Source organism: Glutamicibacter protophormiae (assembly GCF_014647495.1).
Lineage (GTDB): Bacteria > Actinomycetota > Actinomycetes > Actinomycetales > Micrococcaceae > Glutamicibacter > Glutamicibacter protophormiae.
The window spans coordinates 1-26,046 of sequence record NZ_BMPH01000010.1 but is presented as its reverse complement, the minus strand read 5'-3'; the positions used below and the strand labels follow the sequence as shown (position 1 = coordinate 26,046).

Genomic DNA, 26,046 nt, shown 5'->3' with positions numbered 1-26,046 from the left:
ACATGAAGTTCCCACACACCACCCCCGCCCGCACGCTGGCCCTGGCCGCCTGCGTACTGGCCCTGCCGCTGGCCGGCTGCACGAACCCGCCGCAGGACGCTGGAACCGAGCCCAGCCGGGACGTCGCGCTGCGCATCGCCCCTGCCGCGGATCCCACCGGGCAGGCGCTGTCGCACGTCTACGGCGACGCCCTGGAGAAGCTGGGCTACACCATCAGCTTCGCCAAGCCCTCGCAGGATCCCTACCGCCAGGTGGCCGACGGCGCCGCGGACATCGCGATCGACACCGCCCCGGCGGCCATCGGACTGCTGCCGGCGGACCTGGACCCGCGCGGCGAGGACCAGCGGCTGTCCGGCGACGAGGCCAAGGCGCTCGTGGGACTGGTCAACGACGCCGAGCTCGGGTTCACCGCGCTGCCGCTGTCCGAGGGCGATGCCGACGCCGTCATGGTGCTTTCCGGCGCCGAGGCGATCGAATACTCCATCGACTCGGTCGCCTCGCTGGCCACCGCCTGCAGCGAACTGGCCTTCGTCTCCGCCGCGTCGACCGCCGGGCTGGACAGCGCGCTGGCGGGTGCCGGTTGCGCCGACCCGGTGTTCCGCACCGTCGACGCCGCCAAGCTGCACGATGAGCTGCGCGCCTCGGTGGGCCGCGTGGTCGTGCTGGAGCGGCAGGACGCGGTGATCGGCGACGAGGGGTTCTCCATGGTCGACGGCAGCTCGGAGCTGTTCGACGCCGCCCCCTACCTGGCGCTGGCCGGCGACGCGGTGGACCGGGACGCTGCCGACGGCCTGAACCAGGTGACCCGCCAGATGAACCAGCAGGCGCTGATCGGCCTGAACAGGATGGTCTCCGGCCCCGATGCGATGGCGCCGGAAGACGCCGCGCAGCGCTGGCGCTGGATCATCGACAACTAGCAGCCCGTCACCCGGCCGACGACGTCGGCCGAGTGCAACGGTTGAGTAACAAGGCGCGCCGCGCGCGCCTGACGTGAGAAAGTGTACCCATGGCCGAATTCAAACAATCGACGAAACTGCACAACGTCCTCTACGACATCCGCGGGCCGCTGCTGGAGCACGCCACCCGCATGGAGGCCGAGGGCCACCGCATCCTGAAGCTGAACATCGGCAATCCCGCGCCGTTCGGCTTCGAGGCGCCCGACGCGGTGCTCGTCGACATGATTCGCAACCTGCCCAACGCCCAGGGCTACTCCGACTCGCGCGGCATCCTCTCCGCCCGCACCGCGGTCTCGCAGTACTACCAGACCCGCGGCATCCAGACCATCGGCGTGGACGACGTCTACCTGGGCAACGGCGTCTCCGAGCTGATCACCCTGAGCCTGAACGCGCTGCTGAACAACGGCGACGAGGTGCTGATCCCGGCTCCCGACTACCCGCTGTGGACCGCGTCGGTCTCGCTGGCCGGCGGCACCCCGGTGCACTACCTCAACGTGGAGGAAGAGGGCTGGCTTCCGGACCTGGAGGACATGGAAGCGAAGATCACCGACCGCACCAAGGGCATCGTGATCATCAACCCGAACAACCCCACCGGCGCGGTCTACCCCAAGGAGACCCTGGAGGGGATCCTGGAGCTGGCCCGCAAGCACGATCTGATCGTCTTCTCCGACGAGATCTACGAGAAGATCCTGTACGACGATGCCGAGCACATCAACACCGCCGGCCTGGCCGACGACGTGCTGGTCATCACCTTCTCCGGACTGTCCAAGGCCTACCGGGTCTGCGGCTTCCGCGCCGGCTGGATGGCCATCTCCGGCCCGCGCCACCTGGCCGCGGACTACATCGAGGGCATCAACCTGCTGACCAACATGCGCCTGTGCGCCAACGTGCCGGCGCAGCATGCGATCCAGACTGCGCTGGGGGGCTACCAGTCGATCAACGACCTGATCCTGCCCGGCGGTCGCCTGCTGGAGCAGCGCGACGCGGCCTACAACCTGCTCACCGCCATCCCGGGTGTGAGCGTGCAGAAGGCCAGGGGAGCGCTGTACATGTTCCCGAAGCTGGATCCCGAGGTCTACCCGATCCACGACGACGAGAAGTTCGCCCTGGAGCTGCTCAAGGCGCAGAAGATCCTGATCTCCCAGGGCACCGCGTTCAACTGGGTGCGCCCGGACCACTTCCGCCTGGTCACGCTGCCCAACGTGCGCGACCTGACCGACGCGGTCGGCCGCATCGGCACCTTCCTTGAGGACTGGCGCGCCCGCGCCTAGCTCCTGCAGTACCTTTGAGCACCACCCCGTCGAGTTGGAATCCAGCCCAGCGGGGTGGTGTTTCTCGTTGCACAGTCTTGAGCGCAGCAGGGCGGGGATTGAACATCATTACGCGACCGAATGTGTCCGCACGGACTACTGCGCCATGGCTCGAAGCCGGTAGGCTGGCACCAAATACGTGCGGGACAAGGGAGAAACGATGACCGCCTACCCGGAAAACCTGATCAGCGCGCTGCGCGCCGAGCCCGGCCTGGATCTGTCCCAGCGCGCGACGGGAGACCCGGACTGGTGGCCGGCGGATGCGCCGCAGGACAAGAAGGAAGCCGCTCTGCGGATGAAGGAGCTGGGCGAGGAGCTGTCCTCGCTGCAGGAACGGCTCTTCGCCTCCGCGCTGCAGCAGGAGGCCGAGGACTCGGTGCTGCTGATCCTGCAGGGCATGGACACCTCCGGCAAGGGCGGAATCGTGCGCCACGTGGTGGGCCTGCTGGACCCGCAGGGTGTTGACCACTACGCGTTCAAGGCTCCGACCCCGGAGGAACTGGCGCACGACTTCCTGTGGCGTGTCGAAAAGCGGCTGCCGCGGCGCGGCATCATCGGCGTCTTCGACCGTTCGCACTACGAGGACGTGCTGATCCACCGGGTGCAGCGGCTGAGCACCGCCGAGCAGGTGGAGAAGCGCTACGCGAAGATCACCGCATTCGAGAAGCGGCTGGGGGAGCTGCACATCCACCCGATCAAGGTGATGCTGCACATCAGCCGCGACGAACAGTATCAGCGCCTCTCCGAGCGGCTCGAACGTCCGGACAAGTTCTGGAAGTACGCGGCCAGCGACGTGGAGGACCGGCTGCGCTGGGACGACTACCAGCAGGCCTACCAGGTCGCGATCAACCGCACCGACAGCGCCGCGGCCCCGTGGTTCGTCATCCCGGCGGACCAGAAGTGGCGCGCCCGGCTGTGCGTCGCCGAGCTGCTGCTGCAGGCGTTGCGGCACATCGATCCGCAGTGGCCGCCGGCGAAGTTCGACGTTGCCGCGGAAAAGGCCCGGCTTGACGCGACACGCTAGTCGAGCTTCTTATGGTGTCCCCGGAGTCCGCTTCCTCCGCGTTGCGCAGCCAAGGGGAGATTTCCTGTCTGGCGCGGACGGATGGATGTCCAGTTTTGAACCGATGTGGGCGATGGCCTGACTAGGGACCGCGGAGGAAGGAAGCGATGCGGACAGTCGGGTTCGTCGGCAACTACGGTTCTGCTTGGGGATCGCTGAAGCCCTGAGCCGGTCAGCTGGGTCGGCCAATTCAGAATTCTTCGAATGCGGGTGATTGAGCCCGTTGTGCGGCTGTTGCCTGGGTATTCAAGTCCTTGCACCAGCTGGGGTAGACCCGGAACCCGCGTTTGCCGGGCCTTCTGCCGGAGGTGATTCCCAGCTCGGCCAGATGCGCGCCGGCAAAACGAAAGACACCACGTCGGCCCTGCTGCTCCACGAAGACGAGCAGGCCTGCGGCGGTATCCTCATCGCTGAACGGTATGGTCGTTCCGTCGATTCCCCGGCGCCAGAATGCCACGAAAGCGCCAGGCTTCGTCGGGGTATTGCGTGCCGTACGAATATGCCATGTTTCGCCGTCGATCTGGGCGAGGCCGGACTCGTAGTCGCTGTTCTGCGCTTCGGGGGTCACGGCAACGGGCTCCGCCAAAGAGGCTGCATAGGCCTCAAACATTTTGAACTGCACCCACCCAAGGTACCCCAGTGCAAGGCCGGCGCTGCTGATCGGTAACGGAGACGCGCCCCCGGAAGCCGGCATCGCCAGGCAGCCGGAGTGCTCCATGTCGTGCAGCACCAGGAATCCCTTGGTTCCGACCTGGCTGCAGGATTAGTCCTCGGAGTTCTCCAGGTGGCGGGCACGGGCTGCTTCAAGGCGCTGCGAGACGCCGTTGAGCCAGTTCTCGCAGTGGGCGGCCAGCGCTTCGCCGCGCTCCCACAGGGCCAGCGAAGCTTCCAGCGGCGCGCCGCCGGTCTCCAGCTGGTTGACGACGGCAACCAGCTCGTCGCGGGCCTGCTCGTAGGACAGCGCGGCGATCTCGGCCGGAATCTGTTCATTCATGGGTCGGTGCTCCAAACTAGTTGGCTGCCGGGGCAGCGGGGAAGATGTCCTGGACGGTGGCGGTGAGCTGGCCTGCGGCGACCCTGATGCGCAGCAGGTCCTGCGGGTTGGCGGTGGCGGCGTCGCGCAGCACGCTGCCGTCGGCCCGTTGGGTGACCGAGTAGCCCCGGTCAAGGGTCTGCTGGGGCGACAGCGCGCGCACCTGGGCGCGCAGGTGGGTGACTTCGTCCTGGGCGCGCTGCACGCGGTGGCCCATCAGCGCGGTGGAACGCTGCACCCAGCGCTGCAGATCCTCGGTCCGGGAATCCACCATGACCTGCGGGTTGGCCAGCACCGGGCGGGCACGCAGCGAGGAGACCAGCAGCTTCTCGCGCTGCAGCATGGTGTCGATGGACCGTTGCAGGCGTTGGCGGGCGGCATCCAGCCCGGCGAACTCCTCATTCAGGTCCGGCACGATGCGCTTGGCCGCGTCGGTGGGGGTGGAGGCGCGCAGGTCGGCGACGTCGTCGAGGATCGGGCGGTCGGCCTCGTGGCCGATGGCGGAGACCACTGGCGTGGTCGCCGCGGCCACGGCGCGAACCAGGTCCTCGTTGGAGAACGGCAGCAGGTCCTCCAGTGCGCCGCCGCCGCGGGCGATCACGATGACCTCGACCTGAGGGTCCGCATCCAGCTTCTGCAACGCGGCGATGACCTGCGGGACCGCGTCCACCCCCTGCACGGCGGTGTTGATGATGGAGAACTGCACGGCGGGCCAGCGCAGCGTCGCGTTGCGCACCACGTCCTTCTCCGCGTCCGAGTCGCGCCCGGTGATCAGCCCGATGCGTCCGGGCAGCACCGGCAGCCGGCGCTTGCGCGAGGGGTCGAACAGGCCTTCGGCGCCAAGCGCCTGGCGCAGCCGTTCCAGGCGCAGCAGCAGTTCGCCCAGGCCCACGGGGCGCAGGTTGGTGGCGTTCAGCGACAGCCGGCCCGTCTTGGCGTAGAAGCTGGGCTTGACCCGGGCGACCACGCGCGAGCCCACGGTGGGGGTGGTTTCCAGCTGGCGCATGACCGAGGACCAGATGGTTACGGAGAACGAGTTGTCCACGTCGACGTCGCGCAGCGTCAGGTAGGCGTGGCCGTTGCGCACGTTCGCCTCCAGCAGCTGTCCCTCCACCCAGGTGTAGGGGGAGTTCTCGATGTGGATCTTCAGCTTTTCCGACAGCACCCGCAGCGGCCAGGGGTTCTCCGGGCTCGTCTGCGCAGCGGTGGCGGGCACGCCGGTCGGCGCGCCGGCTGACGGCGGTGACTGCATCTGCTCACGGCTCCTTTGGCTGTTCTTGCGCACCTGTGGCGCGCAATCGACGCTACACCACCGGTGCGACATCTGCGCGGATTTGCCCCGGCCGACGGCCGCGCACGGACCGCCAAATCACCGGCAGAGGCGGAACTCACAGGCCAGTCGGGGTGGTTCGGCTCATATGAGCATGCGCTAACTTGCGCCCACTTCGTAGACTAGGGGTATGGCTACTTCCACTTCTGTCCCGGTATCCCTGCCGGTTCCCCGTATTCCGCGCACCCGCCGCCCTGTGCAGGAGATCCTGGCGGCTTCCCCGCTGGTGACCGAACGCAAGGTGCTGCTGGCCGCTCCGCGCGGCTACTGCGCCGGCGTGGACCGCGCGGTGGTGGCGGTGGAGAAGGCGCTGGAGCACTACGGCCCGCCGGTCTACGTGCGCAAGCAGATCGTGCACAACATCCACGTGGTCTCCGAGCTGGAGTCCCGCGGGGCGATCTTCGTGGAGGAAAACGAGGAAGTGCCCGAGGGCGCCCTGGTGGTGTTCTCCGCCCACGGCGTCTCCCCGGCCGTGGTGCAGTCCGCCGCGGACCGCGGCCTGCAGACCATCGACGCGACCTGCCCGCTGGTGACCAAGGTGCACCGCGAGGCCGTGCGCTTCGCCAAGAACGACTACGAGATCCTGCTCATCGGCCACGAAGGCCATGAGGAGGTCGAAGGCACCTACGGCGAGGCCCCCGAGGTCACCACCATCGTGAACAACCCGGAAGAGGCTGACACCGTCCAGGTGAAGAACCCGGACAAGCTGATCTGGCTCTCGCAGACCACGCTGAGCGTGGACGAGACCATGGAGATCGTGCGACGTCTGCGCAAGCGCTTCCCGAACCTGCAGGATCCGCCCAGCGACGACATCTGCTATGCGACCACCAACCGCCAGGCGGCCATCAAGAACATCGCCCCGCAGGCGGACCTGGTGATCGTCGTGGGGTCGGCGAACTCCTCGAACTCGGTGCGCCTGGTCGAGGTCGCGCTGGACCACGGCGCCAAGGCAGCCTACCGCGTGGACTTCGCCAACGAGGTCGACGAGACCTGGTTCGAAGGCGTCTCCACCGTGGGCGTGACCTCCGGCGCCTCGGTGCCCGAGGTGCTGGTGCGCGAGGTCGTCGCGCTGCTGGCCGAGTACGGCTTCAACGACGTCGCCGAGGTCACCACCGCGGAAGAGGACATCATCTTCTCGCTGCCCAAGGAGATCCGCAGCAAGCTGAAGGAATCCGGCGATGAGGAGCGCGCCCTGGGCGGACGCGGCCCGCGCCCCGCATCCCGCTAGGCCCAACATATTTCACGCGTCCGCACAGAACTGGGCGCACAATACTAGTAAAAGGTAGAATTTCCTCCCGTGGCTCTTACTATCGGAATCGTCGGACTGCCCAACGTCGGCAAGTCCACCATGTTCAACGCGCTGACCCGTGCCCAGGTGCTGGCAGCCAACTACCCGTTCGCGACCATCGAACCCAACGTAGGTGTCGTGCCGCTGCCGGACTCGCGCCTGAAGGTCCTCTCCGGGATCTTCAACTCCGAGCGCATCCTGCCGGCCACGGTGTCCTTCGTGGACATCGCCGGCATCGTGAAGGGCGCTTCGGAGGGTGAAGGCCTGGGCAACAAGTTCCTCGCCACCATCCGCGAGGCCGACGCGATCTGCCAGGTCACCCGCGCGTTCGTCAACGACGACGTGATCCACGTGAACGGCAAGGTCGACCCGGCCTCGGACATCGAGACCATCGCCACCGAGCTGATCCTGGCCGACCTGCAGACCATCGAGAACCAGCTGCCGCGCCTGGAGAAGGAGCTGCGCACCAAGAAGATCGAGAAGTCCTTCCTGGACGCCGTGCTGGCCGCGCAGAAGATCCTCGAAGACGGCCGCACCCTCTACTCGGCAAGCAAGACCGACGGCGTGGACCTCGTTGAGCTCGCGCCGATGCAGCTGATGACCACCAAGCCGTTCATCTACGTGTTCAACACCGATGAGGCAGGCTTGGCCGACACCGAGATGCAGGAGAAGCTCTCCGCGCTCGTGGCTCCGGCCGAGGCGATCTTCCTGGACGCCCAGTTCGAGGCCGAGCTGGCCGAACTGGAAGAGGACGAAGCCGAAGAGATGATGGAAGACGCAGGCATCGTCGAGTCCGGCCTGGGCAAGTTGGCCCGCGTCGGCTTCGACACCCTTGGCCTGCAGACCTACCTGACCGCCGGTCCGAAGGAAACCCGCGCGTGGACCGTCCGCAAGGGTGCCACCGCTCCTGAGGCGGCCGGCGTGATCCACACCGACTTCCAGCGCGGCTTCATCAAGGCCGAGGTCATCGGATTCGACGACCTGGTCACCGCCGGTTCGGTAGCCAATGCGAAGTCCGCCGGCAAGGCGCGCATCGAAGGCAAGGACTACATCATGCAGGACGGCGACGTCGTGGAGTTCCGCTTCAACGTTTAATCCTGAGGTGCTTTTGCGCCCCCGGTTTCTTTTGAAACCGGGGGCGTTTTTGCATCTTGAACATGATTCATCGCCACATAGCTCCGGAAGGAAAAGAAAGCTTCTCCAAAATAGCGATACCGTTCAAGGCACATGGGCCATTTTCGTTCAAGTACAACGCCGCAGGCAGGCGGCGTTACCCGGCCCCGTGTTGCGGCGAGCGAACGGACGGTCGCAAAGGCCGATCCGCGCGGCAATCCGGTCGAACTCTACTTTCGCTCTAGAGCCCGTACTTGAGCAGAGCCCAGAAGCGCGCTTCGGGACCTTTCGAGTTCGCGCGCCCTTCAAGCATCAGCCTTAGCGCGGTTGAGACCCATTGAGACATACGCGGAGAATCCAGCTCGCTTCGCGAACTTGATGCGTCGTCGCTGCGTCTCGGTGAATCCGAGCTTAGCGTACAGTCCGAGGGCGGGCGTGTTGGTGTCCTTGATATCACGCAGCACGAATTCGTCGGAGGGTAGCTCCAGGAGCTGACGCATCAGTGCAGTGGCTACGCCTTTGCCCTGATGCTGCGGCGTTGTCGTGACGAATGCAATCTCCGTCAGACTGTCGCGGGCACCGTCACAGGCCCCCATGAATTGACTTCGGATGATCCGATAGCTGATGATCCCGTGTATTGGACCGAGCACGCGCTGGAGCTCGTGCCGATCCGGCTCGAAGCATTCCTGCTCGCCTTCGGTGACGACCGCGACCGCGGCGGGCTCGCCGTCGACGAGCGCGATGTGGAAGCGCTCCAGGATGAGCATCGGGGCGAACGCGTCGGCAAGCACACCGGGGTCTTTGGAAAAGAAAGCGAAATCCTCGGCGAACCCTTGCGTGAGAACTTCCGCGATCTGGTGTCGGTATTCCTCTCCGAGTTCGTCTGCGCGCGCGACTTCGATCTTCATCGGGGTCCTCCTGTGAACATTCGTAGTATCAGGTCGACATCGGGCTCCGCAGATTCGTCCCCCTGAGCAACATGCAACGTGGTGATGCCGGCAAGCATGGCGAAGTAGTGGGCGGTCAGTCGGGCGGAGTCTCCCTTGGCGATCTGGCCCTTAGCCTGGCCTCGCGCGATAAGCGATGCGAAGGCCCGCCCGATGGCTCTCTGCGATGCGGCCAGCCGAGATGAGGTTCCCTCCGGGGTGTTTGACGTGACGCCCTGATTTATCATCATGTAGAACTCGGCCGCGCCGTTGTTCGCTGCGAGGTCCGCCACGTAGACCTCGGTGAAGGATCGGATCATGGAGATCGGATCGCCTTCGGTCGAGAGCTGCGCGGCGGCAGCCCCGAGCCCCCGCGAGGCCTGTTCGATCAGTTCATCGAACAGCTCTTCCTTGCTCGCGTAGTGCCGGTAGATCGACCCGGTGCTGATCCCCGCTTCGGCGGCGATCTGACGCATGTTCGTGGCCGCGAAACCGCGGTGTGCGAACACCCGCGCGGCAGCCGTCTCCACAGCAGAGCGCGTGGCTGAGCGCAACGCTTCGTTCTGCTCCGTCGTCCGCGGCACGATGATCCTTTCAATGAACTTGTGTTCATTTTATGCAGCGATCGCACCGGGCGCAACTGGGTGCCCGACTAGGGTTGCTACGAGGTGCCTGGTGGGCAGTGGAATGATGCGCGGCCACGGGTCGACACTCAAAGGTTGGTATGTGTGGCGACGTGGTGGAGTTCCGCTTCAACGTCTAATTCCTGAACACTGTGAATGCCCCGGTTTCCTTTTGGAATCCGGGGCATTCGCACATCTGGAGCTGTTTCTTCACATCTGGCCGATTATCGATCGCGACTTCGGTTTTGTTCCACAAGTACGATGCTCATTCCAGCTGTACGTATGCTTCCGTGAGCTCGTTGACACGACGGGTCGGCGTTGATCGAAGGCCCCAGTAGCGGCCAATTCGCGGAACACGTCGTCGGAGAGCCGATAGATGATGCAAGTTGGCCTGCGTCAGCTGCGACATTCAGGGTCTGCTGATTTTCACGAATGCAGGCCCGGAGGAATCGTGTGGCTGCCCGTCCACAAGGAGGCTACCGCCCTCGAGGCGGTCGGCGTGACCCACACCGGCAACCAGCGTGGTTTCGTCAAGGCAGAGGTCATCGGATTCGAGGATCTGGCTGGCGCCGGTTCGAGGGCCAGCACCAAGTCGGCTGGCAAGGCCTGTATTCAAGGCAAGGACTGCATCATGCGAGACGTCGACGTCGTGGAGTCCTGCTTCAACACATGAGGCTGTTGCCTCCCTGGAGATTGTTCGGCTCTTTCGCAGGATGGTACTTGCGGGCAATGCTGTGAGCGGGCCGTTGAGGTCTAGCCGCGCCCCGATGCATCTTCAGTCGTGCGCAAAACCAGCGCTGATCGAACTGGCTTGCACCTGTTTCGAGTGCTTTGGCGCCTGGTAGGCCAGGGCTTCTTCGACTGGTTCCGTCTACTCCGGGACATCCAAGGTTGGTCTTCATTCTTCTCAGGCGGTGCTCATGGACGGGGGCGTCAAGACCTACGGGTCGTAGGCCGAGCAGGTCGGCCTTTGGGAGAGCCGTGGCATGGACATAGCGGACCCGGAGATTGCAATGAGCCTTGCTTCGAGATTCGGGTCCTGCCCTTGTCAACCTGTAATGCTCATGCCTACTCTTGTGGCTATGTTGAGCGTGGGATCGATCGTGATTCGTGTCGATGACATCGATGCGCTGTCCCGGTTTTGGACGGAAGCTCTGGGCTACACGGTGAGAGAGCCTGCTTCGCCGGATTTCGTGGTCCTCACTCCTCGCGAAGGTACGGGGCCGAACGTCTCCTTGGATGCCGTTCATTCGCAGCGTGTCCTTCCGCCTCGGCTGCACCTAGACCTGTATTCCGACAACCAGCTTGCCGATGTGGCTCGGCTGACGGCGCTCGGAGCCCGTGAAGTGCACTGGGATGGTCGACCAGCGGATGCCGACTACATCATCATGGAAGATCCCGAAGGCAACCGATTCTGCGTTGTCGACTCCACGCCGTGAAATGTTGCCCATGACGATGGGCGGTGTTGGAACTCGGTCGAGTTCCGTTTCGACATGTAGAGGTTAGTCAGCCGGCCGGCCCATTACCCTTAGACCTTGTAAGTTCTACTAGGGGGATATGTGGAGCATCGATGCGGCGCTGATCGAGGATTGGATTGCGTCGCTGGATGCCGGATCGAGAGCGCAGGTATTCGCGGCACTTCTATTGCCTGAGGAGAGTAGTCCGGAACTCGGCCGACCGATTGTTGATACGGTGACAGCATCACGGCATCGGAACCTCAAAGAGCTGCAGCCCGGCTCGACCGGGCGAAGCGAGCTACGTTCGCTTTCGATCCGTAATGACCGGCGATCATGCTCGTAGCCGGTGATAAGACAGGAAACTGGGGACGCCGGTACCGCAGGAATATTCCGATCGCAGATGGATTGCTCGACTGTCACATCGTTTCGTTGAAATGCAAGTGATCACGATGGCACTGAGTCTTGAAGAACTCATGCAGAAGTATCCCGCTGATGGTGCGGAAATAGAATCGTACAAGGCACGCATGCTCGCGGAAGTTCGAGCCTACCGACTCCGGGAGCTGCGCGAACAAACAGGGCTGACTCAAGCGCAGCTCGCCGAGCGCATCGGCGTCGGGCAGCGCCAGGTATCGAAGATCGAGCATGGCGACATTGAGAGCGCGAAAGTCAGCACGATCCGTGGTTATCTCGAAGCTGTCGGTGGCGAGCTATCGCTCGAGTATGTGCTGGGCGATGAACGCGTGCAGGTTGCCTGACGGCTGAAACCGTGCAGGCCCCACACCGGTGCTCGGGACGCAGCCGGACTTCTGCATTCGGACGACGACACAGCGCGCTTCAGCCAAGGGAAATGGCGCAACGCTCGTCAGCGATCCGCATCCGACGCTCAACGTCGAGCGATACGGCCAGCGCTTTACCGACGAACAACTTGTCGCGCAGGCAAACGTGTATATTGCAGCCCTTCGACCCGCCGGACAGAGTTTCTGTGGTGAACCGCCGCAAAATCTCTGTGTGAGCTGCGGGGCAGCTCAACTGTTGTTGTGCTGTGGCGGCGGGGCGAAGCGGCGGGCCCAGGCAGGAGCCTTTTCCGGGCGTGGCCCGATGCCGATGACCAGTGCCGGAAGGGCACTGAGGAACGGCATCTTGGCGAACATGGTTCCAAACCACTTCGGCGGTCTGTTGAATTCGCCGCGGAGTGCAGGCACGATGGCGGCCGCATGCATGATTCGCTGCACTGCCTGGATGATTGCCGCCGGGCTGTTGCGCCGCCGTTGCACCTTCGCCAGGAACCGGTCGGCGCTGCCGTCCCGGAAGCTTCCGGCGCCCAGGGGCCGGGCCAAGATCCGGGCGGCGGCCACCGCGTCTTGGATGGCCAGGTTGATGCCTACACCGCCCACCGGCGACATGGCGTGCGCCGCGTCGCCCAGGCAGAGGGCACCGGGAGAGTGCCATGTGCGCAGCCGATCCACCCTGACATCCAGGTGCTTGACCGCGTCCATTGAGTCGAGCCGCCCGACATCCTCGGCCAGCTCCGGGAAAATGCGGGCCGCCGCGTCCCTGAAGGCTTCAATGCCGCGGGCGCGGAGCAATGCATCCTCGCCCTTGCGACCCAGCTGCGCCACCTGCAGATAACCGCGGCGGGGGATTCCGATGGCTACTTGTCCCTCGTGGATTCTTGGCAGCAGCGACTCACCGACCCGTTTGTCGGTAGGCAACCGGTACCACCACACATCGAATCCGACCGGGAATTCTTTGGCCTCCAGCCCCAGATCCCGGCGCACCGTCGACCAGCGCCCGTCGCAAGCCACCGTCAAGTCTGCGGCCACCTCGCCCACGCCATCCGGGCAACGGTAGGACAGCCCGACGACCCGGCCGTTCTCGCGCAGTACGCCGGTGACCTCGTGCTCGGTCAGCAGCGTGAAACAGGATTCGGCCAGTGCCGTGTCGGCCAGCAACGTGAGCAGGTCCCATTGCGGCACCATAGCCACATACCGGTGGCGAAGCGGAAGGCGTCCGAAATCGGCCACCGTGATCTCTTTCCCATCGGCACCGGGGAACTGGACGCGTCGGACCTTGGACTGCGGAAGCTGTTCGAACCGTCCGAAAATCCCCAGATCGTCAAGCAGCCCCAACGTCGTGGGGTGCACTGTGTCCCCACGGAAGTCGCGCAGGAAATCGGCGTGCTTTTCCAGTACCGTGACCTCTATACCGGCTCGGGCAAGCAGCAGCCCCAGCACGATGCCGGACGGTCCGCCGCCGGCGATGACGCAGGTGGTGTTTCGTCGGGGAAGTTGCCGCATTTTTTGCTCCCTGGTCACCGGGTGAGGCCTTGCTGGCCACGCTAGTCTTTTGCGCGGGTGGTGGGCAAGGGCGCTGCACCGATGGCGCCCAGTGAATTGCGGGTGCTTGTGCTCGACGCAGGGGCAGGCCAATGTTGAGCCATGATGAATAGGCGCGGGAGCTGGGCTTCTTGGCGCTGCACGAAGAAGCGGGAGGCGGATACATGGCACAGTGGGAACCGGGCCGGGGAATCGTCGAATTCCCCGATGGACGGCAGATCAGGGGACGCGGGCTGCGCTCGTTGCGGCGACCGGCGCCTGCCGCGGACTTCGGCGTATACCTCACCGGTCGTCGACCCCCGGCGGGAGCAATCGAGCACCGCTGGGTGCGCTGGCGGGATTTCCGGCTGCCCGATTCCACCGATGAGGTGGTGGCGGCCCTGCACGAGGCCCGCGAACGCTCTGCAACACAGCGGGTGGAGATTGCCTGCGGCGCAGGCTTCGGCCGTACCGGGGCGGCCCTGTCGGTATTGGCAGTGATGAGCGGGATCCCGGCGGAGGATGCCGTGGCTTGGGTGCGGGAGCATTACCACCGCCGGGCTGTTGAAACATCTGCACAGGAGCGCTGGGTTTTGGAAGTGGCTGCGTCACTGCGAGGGTGACCGGCAATCCACTGCGGCGATCGCCGGAGAACTTTCGGGCTTGGTAAGTTGGGACCCAGACCATGTCACCTGTGCAGGGGAGGAACTTGATGAGCCGGTCGCCGGAGAACATCTTGTTGCGCCTGCCCGAGGCACAAGAGCAGTCGATCCGGGAAATCTTTGCGCAGCTGGAACAGCGGGGTTTTCCCCGGCAGCAGCAGACACCCCACATCACCATCACCTTCGCCCCCGCCATGGCGCCGGAGGTGGTCGCCAGCGCAGCGGAGCTCCTGCCAGCGGTCATTCCATCCACGCTCACCAGGGTGGGCGCCGTGGTGTTCGGGACGAAACGCAAGCAGACCGTGGCGTGGCTGCTGGAGGCCAGCGACGAGTTGGAGATCGCAGCCCGGAGCATCAGCGCACTGAATCCTGCGGGCAGGGGGCCGCGCTGGACACCGCACCTGACGATGGGTTTGCGGCTGCCACGGGACATCGTGCCGGACTACCTGCGTGCCATGGATGAGCTGGTTTCCCCGCACCTGAAAGAGTTCACGGCATTCCGTGCAGAGTACTACCGGCCGCAGAGCCAGGAAAGCTTGCTGCTCGCCGAATCAGGCATGGACGTACGACGCAGCCAGGCCTGATGACGCGCCGCAGAGCGTCGAACGCACGGACAGCCTCGTCTCGACCCTCGCGGACAGGGCCGCCGATGCCGCGGATCGACGTGGCCGATGACCGGTAGATTCCACTAGACGACTGCTAGTCTGTGAAAAAGTCCGCTGAGGTGAAGTTATTTGCCTCATCAGGAGCTGGAACCGGGGGCTGTGCTTGCCGGTCCGGTGAGGCAGTGGGGACGGCGACTCGTCCGCACCAGCTGTTGATGGGGATGGCCTTGCCGCGAACCGCAGGGAGCCAAAGTGCACGATACCCGAACAATCGCAGACTATTTCTCGCGAGTGCTCAGGCGCGGCCAGCTGGAATCGGTGGTCTTCGAGAAATCCTCCACCTTCATCGCCGTGCCTCGCGCCGAGCTGCTCACCGGCGTCATCGCACCTGAGGAAGCGCTCAGGCTCTTCGAAGCCCACGACAGGAATTCGGGACGGCACGGGTCAGACGACCAGGACAAGCCTCTGCCAGTGGCCATCTCCCTGCTCTCCACCGAGTACAAGGAATCCGGGCACAGCGGACTGCTGCTGCTTGCAGCCCAGCTGTATCGGGATGGCCGCTTGCTGCCGCAATTCGACCAGGGCACCTCGCCGTGGATCCCTGCGGATCGGCTGGCATCGGATACCAGCGACGGGCTGGAAGTCATGGCGGGCCCGCAAGAGAAGTTCTGGCACTACCTGCGCACCGAGGCCAACGCCGCCATTTCCCAGGCCGAGTCGTTCGCCGATGCGGTGGGCATGGCCGACACGCTGTTCACCAAGGTTTCGGGCTCCGCTCCGGAAGATTTCGCCCTCAAGGGGCAAGCCGATGGACTCGACGTCGCCACCGAGTACTGCTATATCCAGGAACACGAACGCTTCATCGCCGTGAAGCCCCTGCTGGACCTCTACGATTTCCTGTCAGCACAGGAGTCCCTTCCGCCGCTTCTGAACAGCACGGCCACCGGGTGGGTGGGCGAACGCCGTTCAGAGCTCTCGATCCATGATGCCGGCGGGCTCTACCGCAGCGCCAAGGAATCCTGCGGATCGATGGACAACGGCGATCCGTTGACCGATTCGCAGCGCCGCGCGGTCCACGCGTTCCTTGCCTCGGGTCGCGGCGACGTCACCGCCGTCAGCGGCCCGCCCGGGACCGGCAAGACCACGATGCTGCAGGCCATCGTCGCCAACATGATCACCCGCCGCGCGCTGGAGAAGGCCGCGCCGCCGGTGATCGTGGGGGCCTCGACGAACAATCAGGCAGTCACCAACATCATCAATTCCTTTGCCTCGGTGGCCAAGGTCAAACCGGGAATCCTGGACTACCGCTGGCTGCCGCAGGAACAGGACGGTTTGGCGCTCGCCGGGAGCACGCTGGGTTCGCTGGCCGTGTACTGCCCGGCCGCGGGAAAACTCAAGGAAGCAAAAGGGCAATATCTGGTCGAGCAGCTCAACAAGGGCGAGACCTATGCCGCCTACAGCGGCGAGGTCTACCGGGCCGGCGCGCGGGACCACTTCGTCTACAGCGCGCAAAGGTACTTCGGCGCACCGAACGACATCGCAGGTCTGTGCGACTGGATCCACGACGCGCTCTCGGAATTGGACTACGAACGGATCCGTTTGCTGCAGGTCATGGCGTCCCAAGGCCCCTCGGAAGAATTCCAGCGGGTGTGCGCGGGTGTGGAATCCTCCCGCTTCGGCCGCCTCATCGAGGGCGTCGACGAGGTGAAGGAATCGCAGAACCTGAAGGAACTGGACGAGAAACTGGACCTCACCCTGCGCTACGCCCAGTTCTGGTTGGCGGTCCACTACTACGAAGCGCAGTGGCTGCTGGCCGAGGATCTGCTGGATGCCGAGGACCGCAAGAAGAACACGCGGCGCGTCATGGACCGCTACTGGCGCCAGGCCGCGGCCTTGACCCCGTGCTTCGTGATGACGCTCTACCAGATGCCGAAGTACTTCAAGCTCTACATCAAGCCCGGTGAACCGTATCAATTCGACCTGGAACGCGCCGACTTGTTGATCATCGACGAGGCGGGGCAGGTCGACACGCCGCTGGGGCTGCCGGCCCTGGCCTTGGCCCAGCGCGCGGTCATCGTGGGGGATACCAAGCAGATCTCTCCGGTGTGGAACATCGATGAGCTCAGCGACGAGGAGGTCGCCGCATCGGCAGGCATCGACACCGCCGGCTGGTGGGGCGATCTGCGGGAGCGCGGGCTGACGTGCTCCGCCCCGTCCAGCCTGATGAAGGCCGCCAGCTACGCCTCCAAGTGGCAGTACGGGGACGGGCATCCGGGACTGTTCCTCAGCGAGCACTTCCGCTGCCACCCGCAGATCATCGGGTTCTGCAACGAGCTGCTCTACGAGGGCCTGCTGGTACCCCGCCGGCCAGCGGATAATTCCCCGCTCAACGGTGCGGAGGCGGCGTTCGCCTGGCACGACGTGCCTGGATCCTTCGACTCTCCGTCCGGTTCCAGCCGCCGGAACGAGGCCGAGGCGAAGGCCATTGCCCGGTGGATCGTGGAGAACTATGCCCGCTATTTCGAGATCTACAACCCGCGGCATTCCTCACTGAACAAGAAAGCGGCCGGCGGCGAGCTCATCGGCGTCGTGACCCCCTTCAGCGCCCAAGCGCGGCTCATCGAACGGGAGATCGCGAAAGCAGTTAGCCAAGCCGATGCTTCCCGGGGCATTCCGGCGGATCTTGCCTCGAAAGTTGCCGTCGGCACCGCGCATCGGCTGCAGGGCGCGGAGCGGCCCATCGTCTTGTTCTCCGCAACCTATGGGCAGAACAGCGGCCAAGCCGGGTTCATCGAGGCCAACCACGAACTGCTCAACGTGGCGGTCTCCCGGGCCAAGGACCTGTTTGTGGTGTTCGCGGCGGCCAACCGCTGGAACAACGGGCAGGCCTTCGAAACCATGGGCCGCCACGCGACCAGGATCCCGCTGGATCCTCCCGAGGCTGCGGCCGGCCCGGCGGCCGAAGGAGCGGAACCGGTGCTTGTGCAGCCCGCCCCGGCGCCGCGGATGCCGGTGGCCGACGCGGAACCGGCGCCCGTCCGGACGCTGACTGCCAGCGCATTGCTGAACCGCTGGCGCAGTGCTGGGCAGCTGAGGGACGAAGACGCGCAGCTCAAGGCCCAGCGGATGAACGAGCGTCTGCGTGATGCCGGGGTGCTGGCCGGCAGGCCCGGTGAGTGGCAACCGACGGTGCTGGCTAAGCTGCTGGGAGCAGAAATCGTCCAGCGTCAGGACACCCGCACCGGCAGCGCCTTCGAGTCCCTGGAGTACGCGCCGCGAATGCAGGAAGTGCTTCTGGAGCTCTACCTCGACGGGAAACTCTGAGACGGCGCAGGCATTCGGAGAGGCGGACGGACACGCTGCGCGCTGATCCGCGTCGGCGCCGGGAGAGCAAGCCACCGAGATTGCCGGCTTTACCCCGCGGAAGCGGGAAACCACGCGGGGCCGGAGTCCCTAGAACAGCGGCCAGGGGACAGCCGGCATCTGGCCGCTAGGTCCGGGGAATGTCCCGGTGGCCTGCAACCGCTGGCAGCGTGCGGCCACGGCGTCGACTTCTTCGCCGGTCAGCAGCTGCGCCAGGCTGCGCCCCAGTTCGCCGGACAGCCCCGCGGCGACCTTGCCTAGGCCTTCGAGCTCGTCGTCGTTCAGCGCTTGGCCCAGCCATCCCCACAGCACCGTGCGCAGCTTGTGCTCGCGGTGGAAGGCCAGTCCGTGGTCCACGCCGTAGCGGTGGCCATCGGGCATGGCGAGGATGTGGTTGCCCTTGCGGTCGGCATTGTTGACGATCACGTCGAACACGGCCATGCGCCGCAGCGCCTGGGTGTCCTCGTGGATGAGCTCGACGACGCGTCCGCTCTCATCCTGGCCCTTGAGCACGTGTTTCCAGCCGGTGTCCGGCGTCTGGTCCGCTGGGACCAGGTCCACGGGACTCTGCCCGGCATCCGGTTCCTTCCACAGCTGCACCATGCCCTCGCCGAGCGGTCCCTCGCGCAGCCAGGTCTGCGGCACGATATCCCAGCCGAAGGCCCGGGAGACCAGGTATGCGGCGACCTCCCGGTGGGCCAGAAGCCCGTCGGGAAAATCCCAGAGCGGGCTTTCGCCGGCGATCGGCTTGTAGACGACCTCCGTGGCTCCGATGCTGCCCAGAAAGGTGGCATTGGACGCCGTGGTGATGCGGCCGGTGAGGGTCAGCTCGGCGGCCATGAGATCCGGCGCCGGCATCAGTCCTCCGGAGGGGTGCAGACATGCCCCTCGGGATCCATCGGGTTCCCGCACAGCGGGCACATGGGCCGCCCGGCCGCCACGATCTCGCGGGTGCGCTTGGCGAAGGCCCGCGCGGTGCCCACCGGCACCCGCACGAGCAGCATCTCGTCGGCATCGGCCGGGACTTCATCGTCGTCTTCGCCCAGCGGATAGAGCTCGATGACGATCTGCGAGGTGGTGGCATCCCAGCCCAGGCTGATCGCGCCGATGCGGAACTGCACCTCGACCGGTTCGAGCGGGTCGTTGTCGACCAGTTCAAGGGGCGTGCCGGCAGGGACGCTGAAGGGGTTGCCCTCGACCGCGCCGAGCTGGTCGAGCACCTCGTCGATTTTCTCGGCGAGCGCCGCCGATTGCTGTTTCTCCAGGGCGAGCGTCACCAGCTGCTTGGCGGCGCGCACCTGCAGGTAGAACGCCCGCGATCCCGGATCGCCGATGACGCCGACGACGACACGATCTGGCCAGGAAAACTCGTGAACACGTGTAGACATGTCAATATTCTAGGCCGAAGACGTTCACGGCGCCTGGTGTCCAGGGCCTCCGCCGACCGGGGCGTCGCCCGCAGGGGCGGCTTTGGCCAGCCAGGACAAATCGCCGGCCTCGGTGTTGATCGCATAAACGCTGGGACGGTGCGGCCCGTAATGCACGATCGACACCGACGCGGGGCCGACGTTCAGGCGCTGGAACATGTCCAGGTGGGTGCCCAGCGCGTCGGCGAGAATCGATTTGATGATGTCGCCGTGGCTGACGGCCGCCCATACTGCGCCGGGGCCGTGCTCGGATTCAAAGGCAGCATCGCGGCGGCGGATGGCGGCCACCGCGCGCGCCTGCATGGCCGCCAGCGATTCGCCGCCCGGGAACGCGGCCGCGGAAGGCTGGGACTGGACCACCTTCCACAGCTCTTCGGTGGCCAGCTCCTTGAGCGTCCTGCCCTGCCACTGGCCGTAGTCGCATTCGACCAGGCCGGAGTCCATGGGCGCGAAGGGCGCTTGGTGCTGGCGGTCGATGATGAATTGGGCGGTCTGCAGGCAGCGCTCCAGCGGGCTGGAGACCACCCCGACCAGGGGGACGGCGGCCAGCCGCTCTCCGGCCAGTGACGCCTGCTCCCGGCCCACCTCGTCCAGGCTGACGCCGTCGGCGCGGCCCGCCAGCACGCCGGCGGTATTTGCGGTGGAGCGGCCGTGCCGCACGAGAATAACGGTTGCCATGCTCTCAGCCTAGTATCCCGGCGTCGCCACGCCAGATTTCGATGGAATTTCGGTGCAGCGCGTCGGCGCGAGGCTTCCGGCCGGACTGCCGCAGTCTGCCTTTTCTGCTGGCATCCAGTTTGGGCGGCGCCGGATCGCGGAGACGATAGCCTAGGCTCCATGAACACGGTGCCACAGGATATGGACTATGAAAGCACGGGTCGCCAGGCCGGAACGGCGGGGCGGCCCACGGTCTCGATAGTCATTCCGGTGAAAGACGACGGCCCCCTGCTGGCCCGGTGCCTTGCTGCACTCAAGGCCCAGACCCGCGCCGCCGATGAGATCGTTGTCGTGGACAACGCGTCGACCGACGATTCCGCGCAGGTGGCGCGCGACGCCGGTGCGGCAGTGGTGGCGTGTCCAGAGCCCGGCATCCCCGCGGCCAGCGCAGCGGGTTATGACCATGCCCGCGGCGAGATTATCCTGCGTCTGGACGCCGACTGCGTCCCTCCGGCGACCTGGGTGGAGGACATGGTGGATGCATTTGCCCGGAACCCGGGCACCGCGGCCTTGACCGGACCCGCGCGTTTCACCGACGGCCCCCGGGCGCTGCGCGCTCCCTTGGCCGCGGTCTACCTGGGGGTGTACGTGCTGGCCACGGCACCTGCCTTGGGCCATCGTCCGCTGTTCGGATCCAATATGGGGCTGCGTCGGGAAGCCTGGGCGCAGATTCGCACTGCGGCCCATCGCCGGGATCCCGAGCTTCATGACGATCTGGATCTTGCCTTCCATCTAGGAGCGAACCACAAAGTCGGCTATGTGAAGTCGTCGATGATGGGGATGTCGATGCGCCCGTTCTTCGACGCCCGCGCCTTCGCAAAACGCCTGCGCCGCGGCTTCCGAACCGTTCTAGTGCATTGGCCCGATGAATTCCCGCCCCGACGCTGGAAAAGGCTGCTCGGCGTCGACCGTGGAAATCACCCTCGGGACACGAGGAACGCCAGTGGTTCCCGCGTCGCCTGAGCGCGGAGGCGGCTCCGGGCCCCGCCCTGCCAGCAGGCCATTCGCCGGGGAGATCGGTGTGGCGGATATCCATGTCATGAGTTGGAACATCAGGCGCCGTACCCGTTATGCACTGGGCCGGACAGCGGATCGATGGGATGTGAGGGCTCCTAGGATCAAGTCCCTGCTGCAGTCCGAGCGCCCGAGCCTGCTCGGCCTGCAGGAAGCCCTTCCTGCCCAGGTGGACTTCGTCCTGTCGGCGCTCGGCTCCGCCTACCGGTCGGTGGGCTATGGACGGGGCCGCCGGGGGCGCGGAGAACGCTGCCCGATCATCTTCGATGCGCAGCGCCTGGAACTGCTGTGCTGGGAGCAACGTGCCCTGTCGGCGCGCCCCGACAGTCCCGGCTCGATCTCCTGGGGAAACCTCCTGCCGCGGATACTCGTTCGGGCGAGCTTCCGGGATCGGCGCACTGGACATTGCGTCCAGATGGTCAACACCCACCTGGACCACTTGTCGTCGGGCTCGCGACGACGCTCCGTGCACTGCATCGGCCAGCTGGTCGCGCAGAGCCCGGTTCCGGTCCTGGTGACCGGTGATTTCAATGCGGGGCTGGATGCCGCGGAAATGCAAGAGCTGTCGCGTACCTACGCTCTGCTCGAGGCATCAGGCAGGGCACGGCGCTCCCTGGGCGCGGCGTGGGGGACGCTGGGGTCGTATCGTGTTCCGCGGACCGAGGGCCGCAAGCTGGATTGGATTCTTGTCTCGCCCGGGATCCTGGTCAACGCGGCAGGTGCCAACGGCCTGCGCTACCACGGGGGATGGGGGTCGGACCACCTGCCCGTGCAGGCGGTGCTCCGGCTGCCGGAACAGGAGCGGTGGAATGATTGAGAACTTCCTGCGCCGGCTCCACGGCCCGGCGGCCATGGGTGCGGATGTCCTCAGGTGCCTTGCTGCACTGGGCGTCGTGGTCGCGGCAGTGGTGTACGGACCCACCGACGCGGCGATCCTGGCCTTCGCGCTGCCCGGATGCGTGGCACCGAGGTTCCTTGGAATGCGGCCGATCGCCGACGCCGCGATTGTGGTGATCCTGCAGGCCGCCGCGTGGAGCAACGTGCTCGACCTGTATGTCCGGATAGCGTGGTGGGATCTGGCCGTGCATTTTCTGGGCAACGGATCGATTGCCGTCATGCTCTATCTGGCGTTGACCCATGCCAAGGTGTTGCCCGATCCTCGTTCGCCGGCGTTTTCCCCGCGCATGGGCGTCACGCTGGTGACCGCTCTAGGGCTTTCAGCCGGCGCCCTCTGGGAAATGATCGAATGGATAGGTCGCGAACTCGCCAGCAAGGAGATCTATACCGCGTATGAAGACACTCTCTCGGACATGGCCGTAGGCGGCTTGGGCTCCGTGGTCGGGGGAGCACTGCTGGCTTGCTGTCCGCTGCTGCATCCCGAGGCCACCAGAGCATGAATCCCGTGGCCGTTATCCCTCCGAGCGCGATGGCCACCGCAGGCGGCGCGGTACGGCGGAAGCGGTGAACTTCACCGCAACGGCGAGCCCCAATGGTGCGTCATGGGAGGGACGCAGTGGTCCTGCGGTCATCGGTGTGGATGGGCCTGGCCACACACGGGGAACTGTCGCCGGGGCTTCGGGGTGGCGCACCAGCTTCAGCGGACCCAGCGCGGCCTTCGAGAACCAGAGGATTCTGATGTCCGTAGTTGAACGCGGTACCATGAAATTTGGCCTTTTCGAGCCTTGCTGCATGGCCGCAACTGCTCGGATTCCGCCAGCGAATGACCCGCCGATAACGGCACCGCCGAGCCCCGAGCACCAACGGGACCAGCATATGGAGTGATTGTTTGCCTGGGACAGCTTTGCAGCCCCAACTCATGACACCGCGCGGACCAAGGAACCAGACGATCGTCGTGGACAGCGAGCACGCTGGCCGACGATTGGAGAAGTACCTCCGCTCCCAGTTCAAGCACGTGCCCGCGGGCCAGCTGTTCAAGCTGCTGCGTACCGGCAAGTTGCGTATCAACGGACGCAAGATCGACCAGACGTACCGCTTGGCCCAAGGAGACACCATCCAGATGCCGGTTCTGGACGCGGCGCCGGCAGAAGCCCGGGCACCGCAGGTTCCTGCCTCATTGCTCAAGAGCCTGGGCAATGCGGTGCTGTTCGAGGACAGGGACCTGCTGGTAGTCGACAAGCCAGCCGGCGTAGCGGTGCACAAGGGCACCGACGTCGCGGCCGGGGTGATCGAGGCCTTCCGCCAGCTGCGCCCCGAGCTGCCGCAGCTTGAACTGAGCCACCGGCTGGATCGGGATACCTCGGGGGTGCTGGTCCTGGCCAAGACCCCGAGCATGCTGCGTTACCTCCATGATTTGTTGCGCGACAGGGAAGCGGAGATTGAGCGGCACTACCTGGCCGTCGTCGCCGGCAGCTGGGACAGCAAGACCACCGTGATCCATGCGCCGCTGCAACGCCGGGAGGACAAGGTGGTTGTGGCGCCGACCGGCCAGCGGGCCGAGACCCGGGTGAAGGTGCAACGCCGTATCGGCAGGAACGCCAGCTTGCTCCAGGTCCAGTTGCTGACGGGTCGGAAGCACCAGATCAGGGTGCACCTGCAGCATTCGGGACACCCGATCGCGGGGGATGACCGTTACGGGAGCAAGGCCTTCAACCGCAAGGTCGCAGCAGCGGGCGGCAACGGGCTCTACCTGCATGCGGCCACAATGACCATTCCCAAGCCCGACGGGTCCACGCTGTCCATCGACGCGCCCATGCCGCAGCGATGGCGGCAGTTGCTGGCCTCGGGACTGTAGCCGGCGCACGGCCGAGGCAGCCGCCGCCCGGGCCGCTGAGATTGTTAAGGCGCGCTGTGGCGCCGAAGCGGAAATAGCGGATGCGGCCCATAGGATGGTGGATTCGAGGACCAACCGGGTCCGTCTGTCCCAGCAAAGGAGCCGTCGGCCATGAGTTTCACTGTTTATCTGTCGGGAGAGATCCACACCGATTGGCGTGATGAGATCCAGCGCGGCGCCGAGGCCGCAGGCCTGGACATCGTTTTCACCGCCCCGGTCACGGACCACCCGGCCAGCGACGCCGCCGGCGACCACCTGGGGGAGACCTCCAGCCAGTTCTGGCGCGACCACCAGTCATCCAAGATCAACGCCATCCGTACCCGCACCCTGATCGAGAAGAGCGACTTCGTGGTGGTGCGCTTCGGAGACAAGTACAAGCAGTGGAACGCGGCCTTCGACGCCGGGTATTGCGCCGCGCTGGGCAAGCCCTACGCGACCTTGCACGATGAAGACATCGTGCACCCGCTCAAGGAGGTCGACGCCGGCGCCCAGGGATGGTGCAAGACCACCAACCAGGTCGTGGAGACCCTGCGCTACGTGCTGCAGGGGTAAACATCCACGCACCATGAGCCAGGGTCCCGGTTTCGCGGGGAAGCTGGGCACCTGGCTCATGGCATGCTGTTCCAGGGTCCCGTCGCAGTTGCGGCTGGCAATCTCAGACCCTGCGCAGCACCGATTTCAAGTGGTGTGTCATCTGGACTCCCACCGCAGCCATCGCGAAATGGGTAGTCAGGATATCCCCGGCCAATTCGAGGCGGCGTTGCGTGGAGTCCACGTGCTTGGCGCTCGCCGAGTTCAAGATTCGTGATGCGAGAAAACAGGTGAATCCCTCGGCGGTGGCTTCCAGTGCGCCCTCCGCCAATTCGGTCTGGCCCGTAGGCTGGGCCAGCACGAACTCCGCTGTGGAACCGTCGACGACCCGCAGATACCCGGTTTCCGTGTGCATCGGCGCGCCGGCAGGAGACCACGTGCGCTGCAGGTAGTGGAGGAACGGCTTGCCGACATCCGTGAACGCGATCTCTTCGGAGTACCGGAAAGAATCGATCGTCGGATATTCGCCGTCGCCCTCACCCCGCCACGTGCCGATGAGGCCGGCCACTGAAGCCAGACCAGGGTGCAATGTCATGGGTATTCCTTTTCTGTCTGAACCACACCAATGCCCTGCCAACGTCTTGTCGAAGCTCATGCCGTGCACGAGAGGCGGTTGACCGGTACTTGAGCCCGTTGGCGACGTGCCGGCAATAATGCGGCACCTGGATGCGTATCCAGTCTACGAGTTGTTCCGATGATCCAGTGCGAGGCGGCGCAAGATGCCCACTGCAAGGCCCAAGATATCGCCAGTCGCCACCTTGCCGGAACCCTGCTTCATCGCTGCGTGCTTCCGGCATGGTGCAGGATCAGGGGTATTCGATGAGGGTCAGCTCGAATTCGGCAGCAGTGGGCAACTCGACATGATTCTCTCCGAAGGGCATGTAGGTCACTGAGTGCAGGAGCCCGTCGAGGACCCAAAGCTCCAGCATGCCGAAAGACTCCGAATCCGCGGAGACTTCGAGCATCGTGAACGGCCCGCCGTCGTGGTTGATGAGCGGTGCCGTGGAGCTGGCGGGGATCTGGATCAGGAAACACTTGCAGCCCTCGTATTCGTACCCTCCCCAGCGCGCCGTTTGAAGCTGTCGGCGGGCGCTGAAAGATTCCGGGCCGAGGCCGGAGCACAACCGGTTGAGAAGCTGCTTCTCGGTGGGGGTGAATTCGTCGCCTGCTAGGCGGCCCTCAAATGCTGGCATGCCAACAGCCTATCGGGTGTTCCTTTGTGGCAGGTCTGCCGGCTGAACCAGGCCGGGCGGGACGGCGGTCAGCGGGGCCGGTATTGTGCTTTCAGCGACCTTGCGGGGCAAGCGCCGGTGGATGCTGACATGCCGGCGAGAAGTTTTGCCACGCATCGCCAGCGTGCGGCTCCACCGGCACGGTGCGGCCACTGCAGGGAAACTGTTTTCTATCGGGACATCGGTGACAGTTCTGTATCAGGACATCGGTGACACTTCCACGATTAAAG

28 protein-coding genes are annotated in these 26,046 nt (G+C 65.3%); 17 read left to right on the top strand and 11 right to left on the bottom strand.

Annotation, left to right across the window (positions count from 1 at the left end; translation table 11 throughout):
• Window positions 1–2: 2 nt before the first annotated feature.
• The 3 genes from IEY43_RS12115 to IEY43_RS12105 all read left to right on the top strand — a co-directional run bounded on the left by IEY43_RS12115 (window position 3) and on the right by IEY43_RS12105 (window position 3,290).
• The gene (locus IEY43_RS12115) at window positions 3–917 is read left to right on the top strand and encodes a hypothetical protein (RefSeq protein ID WP_188948859.1); all 915 of its coding nucleotides are present in this window, start codon (window positions 3–5) and stop codon (window positions 915–917) included.
• 89 nt (window positions 918–1,006) lie between these two features.
• The gene (locus IEY43_RS12110) at window positions 1,007–2,227 is read left to right on the top strand and encodes a pyridoxal phosphate-dependent aminotransferase (protein WP_188948858.1); all 1,221 of its coding nucleotides are present in this window, start codon (window positions 1,007–1,009) and stop codon (window positions 2,225–2,227) included.
• Window positions 2,228–2,426: 199 nt separating this feature from the next.
• Window positions 2,427–3,290, top strand: a complete 864-nt coding sequence (locus tag IEY43_RS12105) for a PPK2 family polyphosphate kinase (protein WP_188948857.1) — start codon at window positions 2,427–2,429, stop codon at window positions 3,288–3,290.
• A gap of 229 nt (window positions 3,291–3,519) precedes the next feature.
• On the opposite strand, the gene IEY43_RS12100 is transcribed toward IEY43_RS12105, so the two are convergent.
• Genes IEY43_RS12100 through xseA form a run of 3 tightly spaced genes read right to left on the bottom strand, consistent with a single transcriptional unit; the run spans window position 3,520 to window position 5,614 of the window.
• Window positions 3,520–4,059 carry a MepB family protein gene (locus IEY43_RS12100; RefSeq protein WP_308425062.1) on the bottom strand — a complete coding sequence of 180 codons (540 nt, stop codon included), beginning with the start codon at window positions 4,057–4,059 and terminating at the stop codon, window positions 3,520–3,522.
• Between the two features lie 33 nt (window positions 4,060–4,092).
• Window positions 4,093–4,323 carry an exodeoxyribonuclease VII small subunit gene (locus IEY43_RS12095; protein ID WP_188948856.1) on the bottom strand — a complete coding sequence of 77 codons (231 nt, stop codon included), beginning with the start codon at window positions 4,321–4,323 and terminating at the stop codon, window positions 4,093–4,095.
• A 16-nt stretch (window positions 4,324–4,339) separates the two neighbouring features.
• Complete coding sequence (xseA, locus tag IEY43_RS12090) at window positions 4,340–5,614, bottom strand: exodeoxyribonuclease VII large subunit (protein ID WP_188948855.1); 1,275 nt, start codon at window positions 5,612–5,614, stop codon at window positions 4,340–4,342.
• A gap of 208 nt (window positions 5,615–5,822) precedes the next feature.
• Here xseA and IEY43_RS12085 point away from each other — a divergent pair, with 208 nt between their 5' ends.
• Together IEY43_RS12085 and ychF are read left to right on the top strand one after the other, a co-directional pair.
• Entirely contained in the window at window positions 5,823–6,920 is a 1,098-nt protein-coding gene (locus IEY43_RS12085) for a 4-hydroxy-3-methylbut-2-enyl diphosphate reductase (RefSeq protein WP_188948854.1), read from the top strand.
• 69 nt (window positions 6,921–6,989) lie between these two features.
• Window positions 6,990–8,075, top strand: coding sequence for a redox-regulated ATPase YchF (ychF, locus tag IEY43_RS12080; RefSeq protein ID WP_188948853.1), 1,086 nt, complete (start codon window positions 6,990–6,992; stop codon window positions 8,073–8,075).
• A 323-nt stretch (window positions 8,076–8,398) separates the two neighbouring features.
• On the opposite strand, the gene IEY43_RS12075 is transcribed toward ychF, so the two are convergent.
• Both IEY43_RS12075 and IEY43_RS12070 read right to left on the bottom strand, forming a co-directional pair.
• A complete protein-coding gene (locus IEY43_RS12075) occupies window positions 8,399–9,001 on the bottom strand; it encodes a GNAT family N-acetyltransferase (protein ID WP_188948852.1) in 603 nt (200 codons plus the stop codon).
• Window positions 8,998–9,603 carry a TetR/AcrR family transcriptional regulator gene (locus IEY43_RS12070; RefSeq protein WP_188948851.1) on the bottom strand — a complete coding sequence of 202 codons (606 nt, stop codon included), beginning with the start codon at window positions 9,601–9,603 and terminating at the stop codon, window positions 8,998–9,000. The genes IEY43_RS12075 and IEY43_RS12070 overlap by 4 nt, the downstream gene beginning before the upstream one ends.
• 490 nt (window positions 9,604–10,093) lie before the next feature.
• Here IEY43_RS12070 and IEY43_RS12065 point away from each other — a divergent pair, with 490 nt between their 5' ends.
• The 4 genes from IEY43_RS12065 (at window position 10,094) to IEY43_RS12050 (ending at window position 11,854) form a co-directional block, all read left to right on the top strand.
• On the top strand, window positions 10,094–10,315 hold the full coding sequence (locus IEY43_RS12065; RefSeq protein WP_229777384.1) for a DUF933 domain-containing protein: 222 nt from the start codon (window positions 10,094–10,096) through the stop codon (window positions 10,313–10,315).
• A 430-nt stretch (window positions 10,316–10,745) separates the two neighbouring features.
• Window positions 10,746–11,081 carry a VOC family protein gene (locus IEY43_RS12060; protein ID WP_308425061.1) on the top strand — a complete coding sequence of 112 codons (336 nt, stop codon included), beginning with the start codon at window positions 10,746–10,748 and terminating at the stop codon, window positions 11,079–11,081.
• Between the two features lie 118 nt (window positions 11,082–11,199).
• Window positions 11,200–11,442 (top strand): type II toxin-antitoxin system RelE/ParE family toxin, encoded by a 243-nt coding sequence (locus tag IEY43_RS12055; protein WP_229777383.1) that lies wholly within the window; start codon window positions 11,200–11,202, stop codon window positions 11,440–11,442.
• A gap of 91 nt (window positions 11,443–11,533) precedes the next feature.
• On the top strand, window positions 11,534–11,854 hold the full coding sequence (locus IEY43_RS12050) for a helix-turn-helix domain-containing protein (protein WP_229777382.1): 321 nt from the start codon (window positions 11,534–11,536) through the stop codon (window positions 11,852–11,854).
• Between the two features lie 270 nt (window positions 11,855–12,124).
• On the opposite strand, the gene IEY43_RS12045 is transcribed toward IEY43_RS12050, so the two are convergent.
• Window positions 12,125–13,396 (bottom strand): FAD-dependent oxidoreductase, encoded by a 1,272-nt coding sequence (locus IEY43_RS12045; protein ID WP_188948850.1) that lies wholly within the window; start codon window positions 13,394–13,396, stop codon window positions 12,125–12,127.
• A gap of 203 nt (window positions 13,397–13,599) precedes the next feature.
• Between IEY43_RS12045 and IEY43_RS12040 the strand changes: the two genes are divergently transcribed.
• The 3 genes from IEY43_RS12040 to IEY43_RS12030 all read left to right on the top strand — a co-directional run bounded on the left by IEY43_RS12040 (window position 13,600) and on the right by IEY43_RS12030 (window position 18,005).
• Window positions 13,600–14,037, top strand: a complete 438-nt coding sequence (locus IEY43_RS12040; RefSeq protein WP_188948849.1) for a protein-tyrosine phosphatase family protein — start codon at window positions 13,600–13,602, stop codon at window positions 14,035–14,037.
• 89 nt (window positions 14,038–14,126) lie between these two features.
• Window positions 14,127–14,660, top strand: a complete 534-nt coding sequence (locus IEY43_RS12035; RefSeq protein ID WP_188948848.1) for a 2'-5' RNA ligase family protein — start codon at window positions 14,127–14,129, stop codon at window positions 14,658–14,660.
• A 273-nt stretch (window positions 14,661–14,933) separates the two neighbouring features.
• Window positions 14,934–18,005 (top strand): DEAD/DEAH box helicase, encoded by a 3,072-nt coding sequence (locus tag IEY43_RS12030; RefSeq protein ID WP_188948847.1) that lies wholly within the window; start codon window positions 14,934–14,936, stop codon window positions 18,003–18,005.
• A 129-nt stretch (window positions 18,006–18,134) separates the two neighbouring features.
• Here the strand turns inward: IEY43_RS12030 and IEY43_RS12025 are convergent, their stop codons facing one another.
• Genes IEY43_RS12025 through IEY43_RS12015 form a run of 3 tightly spaced genes read right to left on the bottom strand, consistent with a single transcriptional unit; the run spans window position 18,135 to window position 20,149 of the window.
• On the bottom strand, window positions 18,135–18,902 hold the full coding sequence (locus tag IEY43_RS12025; RefSeq protein WP_188948846.1) for an SCO1664 family protein: 768 nt from the start codon (window positions 18,900–18,902) through the stop codon (window positions 18,135–18,137).
• Entirely contained in the window at window positions 18,902–19,432 is a 531-nt protein-coding gene (locus tag IEY43_RS12020; RefSeq protein ID WP_188948845.1) for a DUF3090 domain-containing protein, read from the bottom strand. The genes IEY43_RS12025 and IEY43_RS12020 overlap by 1 nt, the downstream gene beginning before the upstream one ends.
• A 24-nt stretch (window positions 19,433–19,456) precedes the next feature.
• Window positions 19,457–20,149 carry an MSMEG_4193 family putative phosphomutase gene (locus IEY43_RS12015; RefSeq protein ID WP_188948844.1) on the bottom strand — a complete coding sequence of 231 codons (693 nt, stop codon included), beginning with the start codon at window positions 20,147–20,149 and terminating at the stop codon, window positions 19,457–19,459.
• Window positions 20,150–20,308: 159 nt separating this feature from the next.
• Here IEY43_RS12015 and IEY43_RS12010 point away from each other — a divergent pair, with 159 nt between their 5' ends.
• From IEY43_RS12010 to IEY43_RS11990, 5 genes are all read left to right on the top strand, one after another.
• Window positions 20,309–21,151 carry a glycosyltransferase family 2 protein gene (locus IEY43_RS12010; RefSeq protein ID WP_308425060.1) on the top strand — a complete coding sequence of 281 codons (843 nt, stop codon included), beginning with the start codon at window positions 20,309–20,311 and terminating at the stop codon, window positions 21,149–21,151.
• A gap of 76 nt (window positions 21,152–21,227) precedes the next feature.
• Window positions 21,228–22,019 carry an endonuclease/exonuclease/phosphatase family protein gene (locus IEY43_RS12005; RefSeq protein ID WP_188948843.1) on the top strand — a complete coding sequence of 264 codons (792 nt, stop codon included), beginning with the start codon at window positions 21,228–21,230 and terminating at the stop codon, window positions 22,017–22,019.
• Window positions 22,012–22,599 (top strand): DUF2238 domain-containing protein, encoded by a 588-nt coding sequence (locus IEY43_RS12000; protein ID WP_188948842.1) that lies wholly within the window; start codon window positions 22,012–22,014, stop codon window positions 22,597–22,599. Before IEY43_RS12005 ends, IEY43_RS12000 begins: the two co-directional genes overlap by 8 nt.
• Window positions 22,600–23,054: 455 nt before the next feature.
• Window positions 23,055–23,954, top strand: a complete 900-nt coding sequence (locus IEY43_RS11995) for an RluA family pseudouridine synthase (RefSeq protein WP_229777381.1) — start codon at window positions 23,055–23,057, stop codon at window positions 23,952–23,954.
• Window positions 23,955–24,104: 150 nt separating this feature from the next.
• Window positions 24,105–24,545, top strand: a complete 441-nt coding sequence (locus tag IEY43_RS11990; RefSeq protein WP_188948840.1) for a YtoQ family protein — start codon at window positions 24,105–24,107, stop codon at window positions 24,543–24,545.
• 103 nt (window positions 24,546–24,648) lie between these two features.
• On the opposite strand, the gene IEY43_RS11985 is transcribed toward IEY43_RS11990, so the two are convergent.
• The gene (locus IEY43_RS11985; protein ID WP_229777380.1) at window positions 24,649–25,179 is read right to left on the bottom strand and encodes a heme-binding beta-barrel domain-containing protein; all 531 of its coding nucleotides are present in this window, start codon (window positions 25,177–25,179) and stop codon (window positions 24,649–24,651) included.
• A 211-nt stretch (window positions 25,180–25,390) separates the two neighbouring features.
• Window positions 25,391–25,777, bottom strand: coding sequence for a hypothetical protein (locus IEY43_RS11980; protein WP_188948839.1), 387 nt, complete (start codon window positions 25,775–25,777; stop codon window positions 25,391–25,393).
• Window positions 25,778–26,046: the final 269 nt, after the last annotated feature.

What these genes read in the sequence shown, in the direction of transcription:
- IEY43_RS12115 (WP_188948859.1), top strand. Translation starts at nt 3, where the DNA reads ATGAAGTTCCCACACACCACCCCCGCCCGCACGCTGGCCCTGGCCGCC.
- IEY43_RS12110 (WP_188948858.1), top strand. Translation starts at nt 1,007, where the DNA reads ATGGCCGAATTCAAACAATCGACGAAACTGCACAACGTCCTCTACGAC.
- IEY43_RS12105 (WP_188948857.1), top strand. Translation starts at nt 2,427, where the DNA reads ATGACCGCCTACCCGGAAAACCTGATCAGCGCGCTGCGCGCCGAGCCC.
- IEY43_RS12095 (WP_188948856.1), bottom strand. Translation starts at nt 4,323, where the DNA reads ATGAATGAACAGATTCCGGCCGAGATCGCCGCGCTGTCCTACGAGCAG.
- xseA (WP_188948855.1), bottom strand. Translation starts at nt 5,614, where the DNA reads ATGCAGTCACCGCCGTCAGCCGGCGCGCCGACCGGCGTGCCCGCCACC.
- IEY43_RS12085 (WP_188948854.1), top strand. Translation starts at nt 5,823, where the DNA reads ATGGCTACTTCCACTTCTGTCCCGGTATCCCTGCCGGTTCCCCGTATT.
- IEY43_RS12075 (WP_188948852.1), bottom strand. Translation starts at nt 9,001, where the DNA reads ATGAAGATCGAAGTCGCGCGCGCAGACGAACTCGGAGAGGAATACCGA.
- IEY43_RS12055 (WP_229777383.1), top strand. Translation starts at nt 11,200, where the DNA reads ATGTGGAGCATCGATGCGGCGCTGATCGAGGATTGGATTGCGTCGCTG.
- IEY43_RS12050 (WP_229777382.1), top strand. Translation starts at nt 11,534, where the DNA reads ATGCAAGTGATCACGATGGCACTGAGTCTTGAAGAACTCATGCAGAAG.
- IEY43_RS12045 (WP_188948850.1), bottom strand. Translation starts at nt 13,396, where the DNA reads ATGCGGCAACTTCCCCGACGAAACACCACCTGCGTCATCGCCGGCGGC.
- IEY43_RS12040 (WP_188948849.1), top strand. Translation starts at nt 13,600, where the DNA reads ATGGCACAGTGGGAACCGGGCCGGGGAATCGTCGAATTCCCCGATGGA.
- IEY43_RS12035 (WP_188948848.1), top strand. Translation starts at nt 14,127, where the DNA reads ATGAGCCGGTCGCCGGAGAACATCTTGTTGCGCCTGCCCGAGGCACAA.
- IEY43_RS12025 (WP_188948846.1), bottom strand. Translation starts at nt 18,902, where the DNA reads ATGCCGGCGCCGGATCTCATGGCCGCCGAGCTGACCCTCACCGGCCGC.
- IEY43_RS12020 (WP_188948845.1), bottom strand. Translation starts at nt 19,432, where the DNA reads ATGTCTACACGTGTTCACGAGTTTTCCTGGCCAGATCGTGTCGTCGTC.
- IEY43_RS12015 (WP_188948844.1), bottom strand. Translation starts at nt 20,149, where the DNA reads ATGGCAACCGTTATTCTCGTGCGGCACGGCCGCTCCACCGCAAATACC.
- IEY43_RS12010 (WP_308425060.1), top strand. Translation starts at nt 20,309, where the DNA reads ATGAACACGGTGCCACAGGATATGGACTATGAAAGCACGGGTCGCCAG.
- IEY43_RS12005 (WP_188948843.1), top strand. Translation starts at nt 21,228, where the DNA reads ATGAGTTGGAACATCAGGCGCCGTACCCGTTATGCACTGGGCCGGACA.
- IEY43_RS12000 (WP_188948842.1), top strand. Translation starts at nt 22,012, where the DNA reads ATGATTGAGAACTTCCTGCGCCGGCTCCACGGCCCGGCGGCCATGGGT.
- IEY43_RS11990 (WP_188948840.1), top strand. Translation starts at nt 24,105, where the DNA reads ATGAGTTTCACTGTTTATCTGTCGGGAGAGATCCACACCGATTGGCGT.
- IEY43_RS11985 (WP_229777380.1), bottom strand. Translation starts at nt 25,179, where the DNA reads ATGAGCTTCGACAAGACGTTGGCAGGGCATTGGTGTGGTTCAGACAGA.
- IEY43_RS11980 (WP_188948839.1), bottom strand. Translation starts at nt 25,777, where the DNA reads ATGCCAGCATTTGAGGGCCGCCTAGCAGGCGACGAATTCACCCCCACC.